General features: G+C 62.7%; 16 protein-coding genes. 1 reads left to right on the top strand and 15 read right to left on the bottom strand.

The features are described from left to right. Window positions 1–14: 14 nt before the first annotated feature. Window positions 15–1250 carry an aspartate kinase gene (locus ACNFCH_RS08170; RefSeq protein ID WP_043209416.1) on the bottom strand — a complete coding sequence of 412 codons (1236 nt, stop codon included), beginning with the start codon at window positions 1248–1250 and terminating at the stop codon, window positions 15–17. 86 nt (window positions 1251–1336) lie between these two features. Next, window positions 1337–3961: an alanine--tRNA ligase gene (gene alaS, locus ACNFCH_RS08165; RefSeq protein ID WP_337157165.1), complete on the bottom strand. Its 2625-nt coding sequence runs from the start codon at window positions 3959–3961 to the stop codon at window positions 1337–1339. Window positions 3962–4226: 265 nt separating this feature from the next. On the opposite strand from alaS, the gene ACNFCH_RS08160 reads away from it, so the two are divergent. After that, window positions 4227–5507, top strand: coding sequence for a M91 family zinc metallopeptidase (locus ACNFCH_RS08160; protein ID WP_416742609.1), 1281 nt, complete (start codon window positions 4227–4229; stop codon window positions 5505–5507). A 21-nt stretch (window positions 5508–5528) separates the two neighbouring features. On the opposite strand, the gene astE is transcribed toward ACNFCH_RS08160, so the two are convergent. From astE to ACNFCH_RS08095, 13 genes are all read right to left on the bottom strand, one after another. Beyond that, window positions 5529–6536 (bottom strand): succinylglutamate desuccinylase, encoded by a 1008-nt coding sequence (gene astE / locus ACNFCH_RS08155; protein ID WP_337157167.1) that lies wholly within the window; start codon window positions 6534–6536, stop codon window positions 5529–5531. 11 nt (window positions 6537–6547) lie between these two features. Next, window positions 6548–6835: a topoisomerase II gene (locus ACNFCH_RS08150; protein ID WP_070092494.1), complete on the bottom strand. Its 288-nt coding sequence runs from the start codon at window positions 6833–6835 to the stop codon at window positions 6548–6550. A 13-nt stretch (window positions 6836–6848) separates the two neighbouring features. Then, a complete protein-coding gene (gene astB, locus ACNFCH_RS08145) occupies window positions 6849–8198 on the bottom strand; it encodes an N-succinylarginine dihydrolase (protein ID WP_416742608.1) in 1350 nt (449 codons plus the stop codon). 23 nt (window positions 8199–8221) lie between these two features. Next, window positions 8222–9685, bottom strand: coding sequence for a succinylglutamate-semialdehyde dehydrogenase (gene astD, locus ACNFCH_RS08140; RefSeq protein WP_337157169.1), 1464 nt, complete (start codon window positions 9683–9685; stop codon window positions 8222–8224). Continuing rightward, window positions 9686–10711 (bottom strand): arginine N-succinyltransferase, encoded by a 1026-nt coding sequence (astA, locus tag ACNFCH_RS08135; protein ID WP_070092497.1) that lies wholly within the window; start codon window positions 10709–10711, stop codon window positions 9686–9688. It lies immediately after the preceding gene. Window positions 10712–10792: 81 nt separating this feature from the next. Beyond that, a complete protein-coding gene (gene aruF / locus ACNFCH_RS08130) occupies window positions 10793–11812 on the bottom strand; it encodes an arginine/ornithine succinyltransferase subunit alpha (protein ID WP_043209401.1) in 1020 nt (339 codons plus the stop codon). Window positions 11813–11959: 147 nt separating this feature from the next. Continuing rightward, window positions 11960–13180, bottom strand: coding sequence for an aspartate aminotransferase family protein (locus ACNFCH_RS08125; RefSeq protein WP_416742607.1), 1221 nt, complete (start codon window positions 13178–13180; stop codon window positions 11960–11962). 340 nt (window positions 13181–13520) lie between these two features. Further along, on the bottom strand, window positions 13521–14501 hold the full coding sequence (gene argR / locus ACNFCH_RS08120) for a transcriptional regulator ArgR (protein WP_196164876.1): 981 nt from the start codon (window positions 14499–14501) through the stop codon (window positions 13521–13523). Window positions 14502–14600: 99 nt separating this feature from the next. After that, window positions 14601–15365 carry an ABC transporter ATP-binding protein gene (locus ACNFCH_RS08115; RefSeq protein ID WP_323114267.1) on the bottom strand — a complete coding sequence of 255 codons (765 nt, stop codon included), beginning with the start codon at window positions 15363–15365 and terminating at the stop codon, window positions 14601–14603. A 22-nt stretch (window positions 15366–15387) separates the two neighbouring features. Further along, entirely contained in the window at window positions 15388–16086 is a 699-nt protein-coding gene (locus ACNFCH_RS08110) for an ABC transporter permease (RefSeq protein ID WP_416742606.1), read from the bottom strand. After that, window positions 16083–16772 (bottom strand): ABC transporter permease, encoded by a 690-nt coding sequence (locus ACNFCH_RS08105; RefSeq protein ID WP_070092503.1) that lies wholly within the window; start codon window positions 16770–16772, stop codon window positions 16083–16085. Before ACNFCH_RS08105 ends, ACNFCH_RS08110 begins: the two co-directional genes overlap by 4 nt. 90 nt (window positions 16773–16862) lie before the next feature. Further along, window positions 16863–17648 carry an ABC transporter substrate-binding protein gene (locus ACNFCH_RS08100; protein WP_070092504.1) on the bottom strand — a complete coding sequence of 262 codons (786 nt, stop codon included), beginning with the start codon at window positions 17646–17648 and terminating at the stop codon, window positions 16863–16865. A gap of 545 nt (window positions 17649–18193) precedes the next feature. After that, a partial coding sequence (locus tag ACNFCH_RS08095) for a hypothetical protein (protein WP_416742658.1) occupies window positions 18194–18289 on the bottom strand: 96 nt, incomplete at its 5' end.

The following is an 18289-nucleotide window of genomic DNA, read 5'->3' as shown; positions in this document are numbered from 1 at the left end:
CTCCAGGCAGCGTCTTACTCGCCCTGTCGGGCAGGAGCGTCAAGTTCGAACGCGGTATGCAGCGCGCGAACGGCCAGCTCCAGATACTTCTCTTCGATGACGACCGAGACCTTGATCTCGGAGGTGGAGATCATCTGGATGTTGATGCTCTCCTTCGCCAATGCTTCGAACATGCGGCTGGCGACGCCCGCGTGGGAGCGCATGCCAACGCCGACGATGGAAACCTTGGCGATGTTGGTGTCACCGATCACTTCACGCGCACCGATTTCACGGGCGGTGTTCTCCAGTACGCTATGCGCCTTCTCATACTCGTTACGGTGCACGGTGAAGGTGAAGTCGGTGGTGTTATCGTGCGAGACGTTCTGCACGATCATGTCGACTTCGATGTTCGCCGCGCTGATCGGACCGAGGATCTTGAAGGCAACGCCCGGGGTATCCGGCACGCCGCGAATGGTCAGCTTGGCTTCATCACGGTTGAAGGCGATACCGGAAATGATCGGCTGTTCCATGGATTCCTCTTCATCAATGGTAATGAGGGTACCCGGACCCTCCTTGAAGCTGTGCAGCACGCGCAGCGGAACGTTGTACTTGCCTGCGAACTCGACCGAACGGATCTGCAGCACCTTGGAGCCGAGGCTGGCCATTTCCAGCATCTCTTCGAAGGTGATCTTCTCCAGACGCTGTGCCTGCGGCACTACGCGCGGGTCGGTGGTGTAGACACCATCGACATCGGTGTAGATCTGGCACTCGTCGGCCTTGAGCGCTGCCGCCAGGGCCACGCCGGTGGTGTCGGACCCCCCACGACCGAGGGTGGTGATGTTGCCGTGCTCGTCGACACCCTGGAAACCTGCCACCACGACCACGCGACCGGCCTTGAGGTCGGCACGAATCTTCTGGTCGTCGATCTGCAGGATGCGCGCCTTGTTGTGCGCGCTATCGGTGAGGATTCGCACCTGGTTGCCGGTGTAGGAAACTGCCGGCACGCCACGCTTGATCAGGGCCATGGTCAACAGGGCAATAGTCACCTGTTCGCCAGTCGATACGATCACATCCAGCTCACGCGGGACGGGGTGATCGGTAATCTGCTTGGCCAGGTCGATCAGGCGATTGGTTTCTCCGCTCATGGCCGACAGCACTACCACCAGGTCGGTGCCTTGGTCGCGGAATTTCTTGACCTTGTCGGCAACCTGCTCGATCCGCTCGATGGAACCGACAGAGGTGCCGCCAAATTTCTGTACGATCAACGCCATTTCAAAGCTGCCTCAGCCCACGATGGGCACCCAATAAACAATCCATCACGCCGAGGCCCACTACTAGACAGTGGGCCTCGGTCATCTCAAAGCCCCTGCTCGGCGAACGGCACGGCCAGGGCCAGGGCATCGTCCAGCGCGGCGACGTCGACGCCACCACCCTGAGCCATGTCCGGACGGCCACCGCCCTTGCCACCGACTTTCGCAGCGGCCTGTTTCATCAGGTCACCAGCCTTGAGTTGGCTGGAGAGGTCCTTGGTCACGCCGGCCACCAGCACGACCTTGCCCTCATGCTCGCTGCCCAGCAGGATCACTGCGTGGCCGAGCTTGTTCTTCAGTTGATCGACGAGGGCCAACAGGGCCTTGCCGTCCTGCCCATCCAGGCGTGCGGCAAGCACCTTGGCGCCCTTGACCTCAACGGCCGCGTTGGAGAGATCGTCCCCGGCGGCGCTGGCGGCCTTGGCCTGCAGCTGCTCGAGCTGCTTTTCCAACTGACGGTTGCGCTCAAGCACAGCCGACAGCTTGTCGATCAGGTTGTCACGATTGCCCTTGACCAACTGCGCGGCTTCTTTGACCTGCTCTTCGGCAGTGTTCAGGTAGGCCAGCGCAGCGGCGCCGGTGATCGCTTCGATACGGCGTACGCCAGAGGCCACGCCGCCTTCGCTGATGATCTTGAACAGGCTGATATCGCCGGTGCGCTTGGCATGGATACCACCGCACAGCTCTACCGAGAAGTCCCCGCCCATGGTCAATACGCGCACGGTATCGCCGTACTTCTCGCCGAACAGGGCCATGGCGCCCTTACGCTTGGCGGTCTCGATATCGGTGACTTCGGTTTCCACCGGCGTGTTCTTGCGCACTTCGCGGTTGACGATGTCTTCCAGCGCCTTGATCTGCTCGGGCTTCACCGCTTCGAAGTGGCTGAAGTCGAAACGCAGACGCTGGCTGTCGACCAGCGACCCCTTCTGCTGGACATGCTCGCCCAGTACCTGACGCAGCGCTTCGTGCAGCAGGTGAGTGGCGGAGTGGTTCAGCGAGGTGGCGTGCTGCACGTCGGCATCGACGCGCGCCTCGACCTCGGCACCGACACTCAGCGCGCCACTGGCGACCACGCCGTGGTGCAGGAAGGCGCCACCGGTCTTGGTGGTGTCACGCACATCGAAGCGCACGCCGCCGGCCTGCAGGTACCCGGTGTCACCCACCTGGCCACCGGACTCGGCATAGAACGGGGTGCGATCCAGAATCACGACGCCCTGCTCGCCTTCGCCCAGCTGCTCGACAGCCTGGCCGTCCTTGTAGAGGGCAATGACCTTACCCTGGCCTTCAGTGGCGCTGTAGCCGAGGAAGTCAGTGGCGACGTCGACCTTCACCAGGCTGTTGTAGTCCATGCCGAAGGCGCTGGCGGAGCGGGCACGCTCGCGCTGGGCCTCCATCTCGCGCTCGAAGCCGGCCTCGTCGATGGTCAGCTCGCGCTCGCGGGCGATGTCGGCGGTCAGGTCCATGGGGAAGCCGTAGGTGTCGTACAGCTTGAACACCACATCGCCGGGCACCACGTCGCCCTTGAGCTGGGCCAGGTCCTGCTCGAGGATGCGCAGGCCTTGCTCCAGGGTCTTGGCGAACTGCTCTTCCTCAGTCTTGAGGACGCGCTCGATGTGCGCCTGCTGAGCCTTGAGTTCAGGGAAGGCTTCGCCCATCTCGGCCACCAGGGCAGCGACGATCTGATAGAAGAAGCTGCCCTTGGCACCGAGCTTGTTACCGTGGCGGCATGCACGACGGATGATGCGGCGCAGCACATAGCCGCGGCCCTCGTTGGACGGCAGTACGCCATCGGCGATCAGGAAGCCGCAGGAACGGATGTGGTCGGCGACGACTTTCAGCGACGGCTGATCGTCGTTGCTGCAACCGATGGCCTTGGCCGCGGCGGCCAACAGGCTGCGGAACAGGTCGATCTCGTAGTTCGAGTGCACGTGCTGCATGACCGCACTGATGCGCTCCAGGCCCATGCCGGTGTCCACCGACGGAGCCGGCAGCGGGTGCAGGACGCCATCGGCAGTGCGGTTGAACTGCATGAAGACGTTGTTCCAGATCTCGATGTAGCGGTCGCCGTCTTCCTCAGGCGAGCCGGGTGGGCCGCCCCAGATGTCCGGGCCGTGATCGTAGAAGATCTCGGTGCAAGGACCGCACGGGCCGGTATCGCCCATGGTCCAGAAGTTGTCGGAGGCGTACGGTGCGCCCTTGTTGTCACCGATGCGCACCATGCGCTCGGCCGGCACGCCGACCTCCTTGGTCCAGATGTCGTAGGCTTCGTCGTCGCTGGCGTAGACGGTGACCCAGAGTTTTTCCTTGGGCAGGTTCAGCCACTTGTCCGACGTGAGGAAGGTCCAGGCGAAAGTGATCGCGTCACGCTTGAAGTAGTCACCGAAGCTGAAGTTGCCCAGCATTTCGAAGAAAGTGTGGTGACGGGCGGTATAGCCGACGTTTTCCAGGTCGTTGTGCTTGCCACCGGCGCGCACGCACTTCTGGCTGCTCACGGCACGGGTGTAGGCGCGCTTTTCCTGGCCGAGGAAGCAGTCCTTGAACTGGTTCATGCCAGCATTGGTAAACAGCAGGGTCGGGTCATTGCCCGGAATCAGGGAGCTGGAGGCGACTCGAGTGTGCCCCTGCTCCTCGAAGAAGCGAAGGAAGGCTTCACGGATTTCTGCGCTTTTCATAGGTTCTTCCACGGAAACGGCGGCCGTTTGGGCTAATACGTCGAATCGACGAAACGACGGCAAAGGGCGCCATTATATCCAGCCTGAACGGGAGATACAGTGTGTTTGTACACCAGAACGGCAATCGGCGGATGAAAAGCCGTTCATGAGCACGGCCAGGACGGAAAAGCAGACCTGCAGGCCCACCCATGCGGTACATAAGCAACACCTGACCCGCGCATTGGAATGGGATCCTGCCGACCCACCCTCGCTACCGGAGCATTCCATGCCTGAGCTGAACCTCTCCAAACTCCACTCGGACCCGCATCCGCTACCCCACGGCATCATGCAGGCCAACCCGAGACCGATCTACTACATCGACGCACGGGAACCCGGCCACTCGCAAACCGCCTTCGACAATAACGAAGACAACCCTCAGCAGCAGACCGAGGTCAAGTACATCCAGGCCGACGAAAATGTGCGAATCACCCTCGAACGCACCTATCCATTGGGGCGGCGCTATCGCCGCAGCACCCAGAACAGCGAGCTGCTGGTGTTCAACGTGGCCCCGCGTACGCTGCGCGCGGATGAGCAGCAAAAGCGCATACGTATCGCCCCTCGCGAATGCCTGCTGGAAGTGACCATCAACGATGCGGTATTCATGGTCGCCGCGCATACCGCCCAAGCCATCGCCATTCGCCTCACCGATGGCAATCACCACCTCGTCATCGCCCCGCAGGTGAAGAAGACGGTGCTGATCGACATGATAGGGAGCGGCAACAGGATCGAGACCGGCGCAGGTATCGCCCACATCGACGCCCATACCGGCACGCACCAGATTGTGGTCGGTAGCGGCCCGGTACTCATCGACAAGGGCGACGCGGTTATCAACATCACGGGGCACCGCCTGCTTGGCAGCGAGTCCTCCAGGGTCGACCTCTACCGTGATACCGAAAACGATGCACGACTAGCCCGACCAGTGATGCCCGAACATCAGGCCCTGGGCAATATCGGTGTGCGAGTGACGGGTAGCGACCCGTTCAGGCAAGCGGCACAGGATGCGCTGGAGCTCCTGCGCAAACTACCCTGCGGCCAGGCGCTGCTGGCGGCCCTGGATAAAAAGGCCGGGCAGTCCGGGGCACCAATCAGCGTGATCGAAGCATCCAGACACCAATTCACGACCTATACACCCAGCGACCACGAAGAAGATGAGGACGAAAGCCACTTCATCATCGACGAAAACCAGAGTAGCTGGGGCTACAGCGGCGGCACCCTGGCATACAACCCAGGCTGGTCGAGCGCTGCGCAACTGCCACTACTCGACCTGTATCGCTGCCTGTGCCAAGGCTGGAACTCGATGTCAGGCACCGTCTTTCCGGGCCAGACCGAGGTTCAAGGCAAAAACGGCGCTTATCCGATGGACAACCTGCTGCTGCAGAGCATCGGCTTACCCACCGATTGCAAGTTCACATTCGGCGGCAGCACCCTCCTGAACACCAACCCACCCGCCTTCACTGAAAACGGACTGCGCCAGGCGTTGCAACTGGAGCTGCGCACACAGCCGTGAGCCCAGTGTATCGGGGCCAGCTCAGCCTAGTCGCTGGCCGGAGTCAGGAACGATCAGAATCCCCGCCCTGAGGCCATTCTTGACCTTGGGGTTAGGGAAGATGATACGTGCCCCCTCCTCCTCGACGATCCAGCGCATCTCGGCCAGGTCTTCGGCCAGCAGGTAGCCCTTGCTCAGCTCGGAGAAGTTCTCGATATCCGCCGGCAGGTGCAGGTGGAAGCCGTCGCTGTGCTTGATGATCTCACGGGCGACGCTGAACAGTTGCAAGCCGTCGAGATTGTCGTCGCCCTCGGGTTCGTTGCCCTCAATGATCTGCAGCAAGCGCGCCTGCAGACGGTCGAGGTTGACCTGCTGGTTATGGCCGAACGGTCGCGCCTTGCCCAGCTCCAGGGTGAAAGCCTCGGCTTCCAGCTGCTCGTAGGTGAAAGCGCTGAAAGTGATCGATGACTTGTTCTGCAGCAACACCGCTTCCATGCCCGCAGCGTTCAGGCGGGCCAGCTCATGACGGGAATGGCGACGCCCTTCCTTGTACGGATACAGCGCGAACTGCTCGATCTTCGAGCCACGGATCGCCGTGTGGAGGTCGTAATGAAGGCGTGTACGCCCCGGCAGGCTGAAGAACACCCGGGCAAATTGCTCCAGCTCCGCCGCACGCAAGGCCTCGGCGCCACTGGACAGCTCATGCCGACCATTGAACAGGCGGTTGATGTCCTGCTCGACGTAACGCTCCCCCTTGCGGATCGCCTCGGGGTTGCCGAACAGGAACAGCACGCGCGCCCGCGGCTTGATGTCGCCACGGGCCACGCCATGGAGCAGCTCGTCGAGCAGCTCGATGGGCGCGGTTTCATTGCCATGGATACCGGCCGAGAGCAGCAAGTCCAGACCGTTGTCCTTGCCTTCGGGCGGGCGCACCTCGAGGGCGCCCTCCCCCAGCCAGCGCAAGCGCACACCCTCGACCGTCACTTGCGTCTTCTCGGCCGGTTCGTGATTGGCCAGGGTCAGGTCAAGCAGTTTTCCGAGGGCGAGCATAGGGCATTTCCTTAGTGATGGTGACCGCAGTCCGGGCCATGCACGTGGTCGTCGTCACCGACTTCAGCCGGCTCCATTTCCAGCTGCAAGCTGACCAGGTTGGTGGCCATCGGGCGCAGCAGCAGGTTGGCGTACTCGGCGTCGCCCTCCTCCACGTCGACGCCGATCAACAGCTGGCCGCGGCCATCCTGCTGGATCCAGACTTCCTTGCCTTGCCATACCACAGCAAAGCGAGTGCAGGAGGTTTCCAGCTGGGTACCATCGTTGTCTTCAAGGATCAGCCGCAGGGCATCGGACATTGCAAGTTCTCTCTCAAGGTTGGCGTTGGAATGGATAGACCGAACCCAGTTTCAGGATTTGAGTCAGTTCATCCAGTGCCGTACGGCATTCGTCCAGCAGTTGCGGGTCGGCCAGGTCCGCTTCGCCCAAGCGATCGCGGTAGTGTTTGTCGACCCACTGGACCAAGGTTTCGTACAGCGGCGCGGTCATGATAACGCCTGGATTGACCGCCGCCAGTTCGTTGTCCTTCAAAGCGACCCGCAGACGCAGGCATGCGGGGCCTCCGCCGTTCTGCATGCTCTGCTTGAGGTCGAACACCTTGACCTCCTTCACCGGGCCGCCCTGGCTGGTCAATTGCCCCAGGTAGGACCATACCCGCTCGTTGTTACGGCACTCTTCCGGCACCACCAGCAGCATGGAACCATCATCGCGGCTGAGCAGCTGGCTGTTGAACAGGTAGGAGCGCACCGCGTCCTCCACTGTCACTGCAGCCCGCGGCACGCGGATCGCCTGAAAATTGCCGCCCTTGCTGGCCAGTTTAGCCTGCAGTTGGCCAAGCACCGTATCGGTCTCGAGGAAGGCGTCCTCGTGATAGAACAGCACCTCGCCATTGCCCACCGAAATCACGTCGTTGTGGAACACCCCCTGGTCGATCACCGCCGGGTTCTGTTGAGCGTAGACCACGCCCTCATCGGCGAGCCCGTGCAGCCGCGCCACGGCCTGGGAAGCTTCCAGGGTCTGACGCGCCGGATACTTCTGTGGCGCGGGGTAGCGGCTGTCGAAGGCACTGCGCCCATAGACGAAGAACTCCACGCCCGGCTCGCCATAGGTGCGGCAGAAGCGCGTATGGTTGGCCGCACCTTCGTCACCGAACTGGGCGACTGCCGGCAGGGCCTCGTGGTGGGCGAAGTGCTTTGCGTCCGCGAACATGGCGCCCAGCACGCGGCTGGTGGTGGGATGCTCGATGCTGCGGTGGTACTTGCAGTTCAGGTTGGCGGCCGTGAAGTGCACGCGGCCATCGGCAGTGTCGGCGCTGGGGCTGACGGTGGCGGCGTTGGCCACCCACATGCTCGAGGCCGAGCAACTGGCCACCAGCAGGGGCATGGCCTCCTGCGCGGCGCGGCGGATCACCTCGGCATCGCTGCCGGTGAAGCCCAGGCGGCGCAGGGCCGCAACGTCCGGACGTTCCTGCGGGGCCAACACGCCCTGCTTGAAGCCCATGTCGGCCAGCGCCTTCATCTTCGCCAGGCCTTGGCGGGCCGCCTCACGTGGGTTGGACTGCTGCTGGCTGTTGCTCTGCGAAGCCACGTTACCGTAGGACAGGCCGCCGTAGTTGTGGGTAGGCCCCACCAGGCCATCAAAATTCACTTCGTAGGATTTCATCGGCTAGGCTCCGAGACCTGTTGTTATAGGGTGACGCCCGGCGTCAAGGTCGCCGGCAGGGTGAGGCTCGCGGTCTCCAGCGAAGCCACTGGGTAGGCGCAATAATCGGCTGCATAGTAGGCACTGGCGCGGTGGTTGCCGCTGGCCCCGACGCCACCGAACGGCGCGCTGCTCGCGGCGCCGGTCAGCTGTTTGTTCCAGTTGACGATGCCGGCGCGGCTGCGCAGCCAGAAGTACTGATAGCGCGCCCGGGAGTCGGACAGTAGCCCCGCGGCCAGGCCGTACTGGGTGTTGTTGGCCTCATCGATCGCGGCATCGAAATCGCTGTAGCGGATCACCTGCAGCAGCGGGCCGAAGAACTCTTCGTCCGGGCGTTCGGACACAGCGGTTACATCGATGATGCCGGGGGTCAGCAAGGCAGCGTCAGCCTGAGGCTGGGTCATTTCCAGCAGCGCCACGGCGCCCTTGCCCACCAATTCGGCCTGGGCAGCCAGCAGTGCACGGGCAGCCTGCAGCGAAATCACAGAGCCCATGAACGGCGCCGGCTGCTGATCGAAGGCGCCGACGCTGATGGCACGGCTGACCTCGACCAGGCGTTTGAGCAGCGCATCGCCCCAGTCGCCTTGCGGCACCAGCAGGCGGCGCGCGCAGGTGCAACGCTGGCCGGCGGAAATGAAGGCCGACTGGATGATGGTGTAGACCGCAGCGTCCAGGTCCTGGACCTCGTCCACCACCAACGGATTGTTGCCGCCCATCTCCAGGGCGAGGATCTTGTCCGGACGGCCGGCGAACTGCTGGTGCAACAAATTGCCGGTACGGCTGGAGCCCGTGAAGAACAGACCATCGATACCGGGATTGGCGGCCAGCGCGACACCCGTCTCACGGGCGCCCTGCACCAGGTTGAGCACGCCTGCCGGAAGCCCTGCCTCGATCCAGCATTTGAGGGTCAGCTCGGCGACCTTGGGCGTCAGTTCGCTGGGCTTGAACACCACGCAGTTGCCTGCCAGCAAGGCCGGGACGATATGGCCGTTGGGCAGATGGCCAGGGAAGTTGTAGGGGCCGAACACCGCTACGACACCATGGGGCTTGTGACGCAGCACCGCGGTGGCATCGGCCAGCGGCCCGCTCTTCTCGCCAGTGCGCTCACGGTAGCTTTGCACCGAGATGGCGACTTTGTTGACCATGCTGGTGACTTCGGTGGCCGACTCCCACAGGGGCTTGCCGGTTTCCTCGCCAATGCAACGGGCCAGTGCATCACCCTGGGCTTTGAGCTTCTCGGCAAAGGCTTCCAGCACGCTGATGCGCGCATCCAGGCTCAACTGCGCCCAGGCCGGAAACGCCTCGCGCGCCGCCTTTACGGCAGCCTCCACCTGGGCCTGGTCGGCGCCCTGCCCTTCCCAGACCACCGCCTGGGTAACCGGGTTGAGCGATTGCAGGGCCTGGCCCTGCCCGGCCTGCCATTGGCCGGCGATGTAATGGGTCGTCATTTATTGGGCCTCCCGGCTGGCGGACAGCGTCACGGCGCGCACACTGTCGCCGGCTCCCAGGCGCAGGCGCTTGGCGGTCTGCGGATCGACCACCAGGGTGCCGGCCGCCAGGCGTGCCGGCGCCGCGGTGATGCGGCAATCCTCGCGCTTGCGGTTGTGAATCAGGTAAGGGGTCGCGTCGTCACCTGGCGTACCGACCGCCAGCACCAGGGTCTGGCTTTCGCGCACGGCCCGGATCTTCGAGGTTTCGCATTCGATGGCGGGGCCTGCGTCGAAGATGTCGACATAGCCCTGGTAGCTGAAGCCCTCGCGCTTGAGCATGGCCAGCGCAGGCTCGGTATCCGGGTGCACGCGACCGATGATGTTGCGCGCCGCCTCGGACAGGAAGCAGGTGTACAGCGGGAATTTGGGCATCAGTTCGGCGATGAAGGACTTGTTGCCCACGCCAGTGAGGTAGTCGGCCTGGCTGAACTCCATCTTGAAGAAGTGCCGCCCCAGGCTTTCCCAGAACGGCGAGCGACCATTCTCGTCGGACATGCCGCGCATCTCGGCGATGATCTTGTTACCGAACAGCTCAGGGAACTCGGCGATGAACAGCATGCGCGCCTTGGACAGCAGGCGACCATTGAGGCCACTTCGGTAGTCGCCGCGCAAGAACAGCGAGCACAGCTCGGAGTTGCCGGTCAGGTCGTTGGCCAGGAACAGCGTCGGGATTTCGCGGTAGATCTTCAGCTCCTGGGAGGCGCTGACGGTCAGGCCGACCCGGTAGTTGTACCAGGGCTCACGCAGGCCGACGGCACCGGCGATGGCGCAGATGCCGACCACCAGGCCTTCATCGTTCTCCAGTACGAACAGGTAGTCGGTATCAGCGCGCTCGGCCTCGCCACGGAAGCTCTTCTCGGCCCAGCCGACGCGATGTCCGAGACGGCCTTCATTGGCCGGCAACGTGGTCAGGCCGGTACCGGTGCTGCGTGCCAATTCGATCAGCGCGGGTAAGTCGCTGCTGCGTACGGGACGAACGATCATGCTATCTCCTTGTGCGGCGGCTCGTGCCTGCCGCGAATCTCTCTGAACCGGCGCCCCGACACGGGCGGGCCGGGTGCAGGCTTAGACGGCGACCAGACGGACGCTGCCGCCCTCACCGACCCCCAGGGCGTCGGCAGCTTCGTGGCTCAGGCTGACCGGCTTGCCCGGCACCCAGTCCAACTCCAGCAGCACGGCGCGGTAATCCTGCAACTGGCCGTTGCAGACCAGGTAGGCGCGCCCACCCTTGATCGGGCTGTCGTCGAGCTTGACCGGCACCACCCGGCTCTGGGCGATCGAGCGAATGCCCGAGGTGCGCGCGTGCAGCGTCGGGCCACCGTCGAAGATGTCGATGTAGTGCTCGGTCTCGAAGCCTTCACGCATGAGGATGTCGAAGGTGATCTGCGCCCGCGGATGGACCTGCCCCATGGCTTCCTGGGCCTCATCGGCCAGCAGCGGCACATAGATCGGGTAGTGGGGCATCAGCTCGGCGAGGAAGGTGCGGCTCTTCAGGCCGCACAGACGCTCAGCGTCGGCATAGTTGAGGTCGAAGAAGTTGCGACCGATGGCATCCCAGAACGGCGATTCGCCCTGCTCATCGCTGTAGCCGACGATCTCAGTGACCACCGAATCGGCGAAGCGCTCCGGGTGCGAGGCCATGAACAGCAGGCGGCCGCGGGAGTTGAGCTCGGCGAAGGCGCTGTTCACCAGTTCCGGCAGCACGTAGAAGCTGGTCAGCAGGCTGTTGCCAGTCAGGTCGTGGCACAACGACAGGACGTGGATCTTGTTGTGGATCTTCAGCTCACGCGAGGCGTGCACGAAGGTCTCGTTACGAAAGCTGTAGAACGGCTCGGAGTAGCCCGCCGAAGCGACGATGGCCGAGCAGCCGACAAGCTTGCCGGTTTCGTTGTCTTCGAGGACAAAGAAGTAGCTCTCTTCGCCGTTGAAGCTCACTTCGGCGGCAAAAGATGTTTCCGAGGCGGCGATCTTGTCGCCCAGGCGACCGGCGTCGTCAGGCAGCGAGGTGACACCAATGGGGCTGTCGGCAGCCATACGCTGCACTTCGTTCAGATCCGCCATTTGCGCGGGGCGCATCACCAGCATGGTGTCACTCCTTTGGGAAAACAGGCCGACGCAGCGGCACGGAAAAACAACGGGCGCGCTACTTGGTCTAAAAGCGGGCGCCCGCGAAGAAATTCGGGTATCGCCAGCCCGACCGCAGTCAGAGCTGGCGAAGGTGACCGCGGGCGATCAGCCCTGGGTCAGCTTGACCACGGCACGTTCGAAGCGCGCCAGGCCCTCGTCGATGTCAGCATCTTCCACCACCAGGCTCGGTGCGAAGCGCACCACGTCCGGGCCGGCCTGCAGGACCATCACGCCTTCTTTCTCGGCGGCATTGAGGATGTCCTTGGCCTTGCCCTTCCAGGCATCGCTGAGCACGCAACCGATCAGCAGACCGACGCCACGCACCTGGGTGAACAGGCCGGACTGCTGGCCGATCTTCTCCAAGCGAGCCTTGAAACGCTCATGCTTGGCCTTGATGCCGGCCAGTGTCTCGGGCGTGTTGACCACGTCGAGCACGGCGCAGGCCACGGCGCAGGCCAGTGGGTTGCCACCATAGGTGGTGCCGTGGGTGCCGACGGCCAGGTGCTTGGCAAGGTCGGTGGTGGTCAGCATGGCGCCGATCGGGAAACCGCCACCCAGGCTCTTGGCGCTGGTGAGGATGTCCGGGGTCACGCCGTAGTGCTGGTAGGCATACAGCGAGCCGGTACGGCCCACGCCAGTCTGCACTTCGTCGAAAATCAGCAGCGCGTTGTGTTCGTCACACAGCTTGCGCGCGCCTTCCAAGTAGGCCTTGTCGGCCGGGACCACACCACTTTCGCCCTGGATCGGCTCGATCACCACGGCGCAGGTCTTGTCGGAAATCTGGGCTTTGAGCGCTTCAAGGTCGTTGTACGGCACATGGCTGATACCGGTGATCTTCGGACCGAAGCCATCAGAGTACTTGGGCTGGCCACCGACGCTGACGGTGAACAGGGTGCGACCGTGGAAGCTGTTCACGGTGGCGATGATCTCGTGCTTCTCGGGGCCGAAGCGGTCATGGGCCACTCGACGGGCCAGCTTGAATGCGGCCTCGTTGGCCTCGGCGCCGGAGTTGCAGAAGAAGGCACGCTCGGCGAAGGTCGCGTCCACCAGCTTGTGGGCCAGGCGCAGGGCTGGCTCGTTGGTGAAGACGTTGGACACATGCCACAGGGTGTTGGCCTGCTCGGTCAGGGCCTTGACCAGTGCCGGATGGCAGTGGCCCAGGGCGTTCACGGCGATGCCGCCGGCGAAATCGATCAGTTCGCGACCCGATTGATCCCAGACTCGGGAGCCCTCGCCTCGCACAGGAATGAAGGCCGCCGGAGAATAGTTGGGAACCATGACCTGGTCGAAATCGGCACGTTGCACCGGGGCTTGCTCAACGGACATCTGAGTCTCCTGAAGAGGAACGCTGGCCTGGAAGTGGCGAGCGATGGGGGGATTGTAAGGACTGATCGGCGCCTGTCCTTGCTGCCAGGCGACAACTTGTTACAGCGCAAAACCCTGTTTCAGGCAGGTTTTCGGCAATGCGACAAACACTGTCGCAATCGCGCAGTGTACGGGAGAGAAAGGGATGGGTGAACGGGTGTTCACATAAGAACAGCGGGGAGTTGCGAGGGCCTCTTCGCAGGCGAACCCGGGCCCACGGGGGCCGCACCGAACATCAACGCCAAGGGGGACTTGTGGGGGCCGGCCCACCCGCGAAAAAGCCGGCCCAAATGACCAGGGCTCAGCCCTTTTCAGCAGGCGCCGAACTGAGCTCGAACGGGCTGGCACTGCGCCGCTGGTTGCGATCTTCGCGCGGCGTGGCGCCAAAGAAGTTGCGGTAGGCACTGGAGAAGTGCGGCCCGGAAGAGAACCCGCACGACAGCCCGATCTGGATGATCGACTTACTGGTCTGCATCAGCATCTGCCGCGCTTTGTTCAGGCGCAGCTCCAGGTAGTACTGGCTGGGCACGCGATTGAGGTATTGCTTGAAGATCCGCTCGAGCTGCCGACGGGACACGCACACATGCTGGGCGATTTCGTCGGTGGTGAGCGGCTCTTCGATGTTGGCTTCCATCAACAGCACCGCCTGGGTGAGCTTCGGATGGCTGGAGCCCAGACGATTCTGCAACGGAATCCGCTGGCGCTCGCCCCCTTCACGGATGCGCTCGACCACCAGCTCCTCGGACACCGCACCGGCAAGCTCGGCACCGTGGTCACGCGCCAGCACCGCCAGCAAAAGATCGGTCACCGCCATGCCACCGCAAGTGGTCAGGCGATCACGGTCCCAGTCGAACAGATGACTGGTGGCGATAACCTTGGGAAAGCGCTCGGCGAAATCATCTTGCCAGCGCCAGTGCACCGCGGCGCGATAACCATCGAGCAGGCCCAGCGCCGCCAGCGGGTACACCCCGGCCGACAGCGCACCAATCATGCAACCGCTGCGCGCCAACTGCTTGAGCGCGGACGACAAGGCCGAACCCACCGCCGCAGGGGGCTCATCGGCCAGGAGAAACAGCTTCTGACAGCCTTCCAGGCGCCCATTCCACGGCTCGCCCGGCAAACGCCAGGCTTCTTCGGATGCTGCTTCGGCCTGGAGAAAGACCAGGTCATAAGCCACATCCGGATGCACCCGCTGGGCCACCTGCAGCACTTCTTCGGCCAGCGCCAGGGTCAGCGGCCGAGTGCTGGGCCAGATGAGAAATCCGATTCGCTGGGTGGTCATAGGGCGTGGTCCGAAACCTGGGGTCGTTCGTGTCTGTGGCGCCGGGTCATGCTGCGCCTCGCTGCGCAGCATGCCCTATTCTGGTGCAAGGCGCAGCCTTTACTTCAGGCTGCCGGAAAGGAACTGCTTGAGTCGCTCCGACTGCGGATTGACCAGCACTTCGCGCGGGTTGCCGCGCTCTTCCACCAACCCTTTGTGCAGGAACACCAACTGGTTGGAAACCTCACGGGCGAAGCCCATTTCGTGGGTCACCACGACCATGGTGCGCCCCTCCTGGGCCAGCGACTGCATGACCTTGAGCACATCACCCACCAGCTCAGGGTCCAGGGCCGAGGTCGGCTCGTCGAACAGCATCACCTCAGGCTCCATGGCCAGGGCCCGGGCGATCGCGACCCGCTGCTGCTCGCCACCGGACATGTGCCCGGGGAAGGCATCCTTGCGATGGGCCACGCCCACCTTGTTCAGGTAGTGCTCGGCCTTTTCCAGCGCTTCCTTACGATTCACGCCCAGCACGTGTACCGGCGCTTCGATCACGTTCTCCAGCGCCGTCATGTGCGACCAGAGATTGAAATGCTGGAACACCATCGACAGGCGCGAACGCATGCGCTGCAACTGCTTGGGATCGGCGGCCTTGAGGGCGCCATCCTTGCCTGGGACCAGCTTGAGCTCTTCGTTGTTGAGCAGGATCTTGCCGGCATGCGGCTGCTCGAGCAGGTTGATGCAGCGCAGGAAGGTCGACTTGCCCGAACCACTGGAGCCGATGATGCTGATCACGTCGCCCGCCTTGGCTTCGAGCGAAATGCCCTTGAGCACCTCGTGGCTGCCGTAGCGCTTGTGCAGGTCTTGGACTTGAAGTTTGTACATGCTGTCGGTTCTCACAGAGCGATCAGTGCTTGCGTGGCGCCAGGTAGCTGAGCCAGCGGCGTTCGGCCATCTTGAACAGGCGCACCAGGATGAAGGTCAGGCACAGGTAGAACACGCCCGCCGTGATGTAGGCCTCGAAAGGCAGGTAGTACTGGGCATTGACGGTACGTGCCGCGCCAGTGATGTCGATCAGGGTAACGATCGAGGCAAGGCTGGTGGTCTGCAGCATCATGATCACCTCGTTGCTGTACTGCGGCAGTGCCCGGCGCAGTGCCGAGGGCAGCAGGATGCGGCGGTACATCTTCATGCGCGACATGCCCATGGCCTTGGCCGCTTCGATTTCACCGTGCGGGGTGGCCCGCAGGCTACCGGCGATGATCTCGGCAGTGTAGGCACTGGTATTGATCGCAAAGGCCAGGCACGCACAGAAGGTCGCACTCGACAGCCATGGCCAGAGGAAACTCTCGCGCACGGCTTCGAACTGCGCCAGGCCGTAGTAGATCAGGAACAGCTGCACGAGCATCGGCGTGCCGCGGATCACATAGGTATACAGCCAGGCGATGAGGCTCACCAGCGGCTGCTTGGAGACCCGCATCAGGCCCAGGGGAATGGCCGTCAGCAAACCGAAGAACAGCGACAGCGACAGCAGCTTCAGGGTGGTCAGCAGGCCGCCCAGGTAAAGGGGCATGGCCTCCCAGATGACGTTGTAGTCGAAGATCATAGTTCAGCCACCTTTACGCCCACCGAATAGCGTCGCTCGAGGTACTTCAGGGCCAGCAGCGAGATGCTGGTGAGCACCAGGTACAGGGCCGCCACCGCCAGGAAGAAGGTAAAAGGCTCACGCGTGGCATCGGCTGCCTGCTTGGCCTTGAACATCATGTCCTGCAAGCCGACCACCGAAATCAGCGCCGTGGCCTTGGTCAACACCAACCAGTTGTTGGTGAAACCAGGGATCGCCAGGCGGATCATCTGCGGCACCATGATGCGGAAGAAGACCTGCACACCGCTCATGCCATAGGCCATGCCCGCCTCGGCCTGCCCCTTGGGAATACCCAGGAACGCGCCGCGGAAGGTTTCAGAAAGGTACGCACCGAAAATGAAGCCCAAGGTGCCCACACCTGCCACGAACGGATTGAGGTCGATGTAGTCGTCATAGCCGACCAGCGGCGCGATGCGGTTGATCAGATCCTGACCGCCGTAGAAGATCAGCAGGATCAGCACCAGGTCAGGGATGCCACGGATCACCGTGGAATACATATCGCCCAGCCAGGCCAACCAGCGCACTGGCGACAAACGCAGCGCCACGCCGATCAGGCCAAGCACGATGGCCAGGGCCATCGACGACAGGGCGAGCTGCAGCGTCAGCCATGCCCCATCGAGGATGACTGCCCCGTAGCCTTTCAACATGATTGGGATTCCTCGGGACTTGGAATGAAAAATGGTGCAAACCTCAGAGCCTCTGCTGTTTGCACCATTGCACAGGTGAAACCCGACGTCTTACTGAGCTTCTGGCCCATAGATGTCGAAGTTGAAGTACTTGGCTTCGATCGCCTTGTACTTGCCGTTCTTGCGGATCGCGTCGATCGCGGCATTGATACGCTCACGATTGGCGTTGTCGCCCTTGCGCACGGCGATACCGACGCCATCACCGAAGTACTTCACGTCGGTGAACGACGGGCCGACGAAGGCGAAGCCTTTGCCAGCGTCGGTCTTGAGGAAGCCGTCTTCGAGCAGGGTGGCGTCGGCCACGGTACCGTCCAGGCGGCCGGCGGCGACGTCGAGATAGATTTCGTTCTGGGTGCCATATGGCACGACGGTGGCCCCTTTGGGCGCCAGGACTTCTTTGGCGAAGCGGTCATGGATCGAGCCGCGCTGCACGCCGATCTTCTTGCCGCTGAGCTCATGCAGGTCTTCGCTGACCTGGGTGCCGTCCTTCATGACCAGGCGGGCCGGGGTCAGGTAGTAGCGCTTGGTGAAGTCAACCGACTTCTTGCGGTCTTCAGTGATCGACATGGACGAGAGGATGGCGTCGATCTTACGCACCTTCAGTGCGGGGATCAGGCCGTCGAACTCTTGCTCGACCCAAGTGCACTTGGCTTTCATCTCTTCGCACAGGGCGTTGCCGATGTCGTAGTCGAAACCGGCGATGCTGCCGTCGGGTTGCTTGAAGGCGAAGGGTGGATAGGCGGCCTCGATACCGATCTTCAACGGTTTCTCATCGGCCTGCGATGCCAGGGACAACACGGACAGCGCCAGGGCGCCAAGCAGTGCGAGCTTCTTCATCAGGTAACTCCATCGGTACAGGGCAATACAAGGCAGGTATAACGACTGCCCGACATGCGAATGGGTACAACGCGAGCCGCGGGGGTATCGACCAAGGTCGCAGACCACGAGCGAGTGAGTGGCATTTTAACGACAGCCCGGTGACCGATATTTCTTCAAAGCGACAACTACTTACAGAAGCGCCTTGAACCGCGGCGGGCGATATTGACAGCTCCCGCGCAATATGCAAGAGCAAAAGAAAAATAACCTATAAGCCAAGCAATAAGCGGGCCTATTATTGGCAAAGCCTTGTACGCCGGCAAGTCCAGCGTGCCGGCTTGCAAAAAAAGCCACCCACGCCGCACCACATTAGTATCTAACTGTTTCGACTCGCCCCGCTTTTGTGCGAAATCGGTGACAGGAAAGGTTACCGATGAATGTCGGGTAACATCCCTTCAGTAAAGCAAAAACCCCGCCGGTTGCCCGAGCGGGGTTTCATTGGGTTGCCTGCCCTGTAGAAGCAGGCTTGACCGGCGAGAAGGGCCGCCAAGCGGCCCCGCCCGATCTCAAGCCGACGCCAACGCCATCGCCTTGTGGGTATCGATCAGATGCTGCACCACCCCAGGATCGGCCAGCGTCGAGATATCCCCCAACGCATCGTA

The organism is Pseudomonas sp. NY15354, from assembly GCF_048068075.1.
GTDB classification, from domain to species: Bacteria; Pseudomonadota; Gammaproteobacteria; order Pseudomonadales; family Pseudomonadaceae; genus Aquipseudomonas; species Aquipseudomonas guariconensis_C.
Note: the sequence above shows the minus strand (reverse complement) of the source record. Positions and strands in the feature narration are given on the sequence as shown.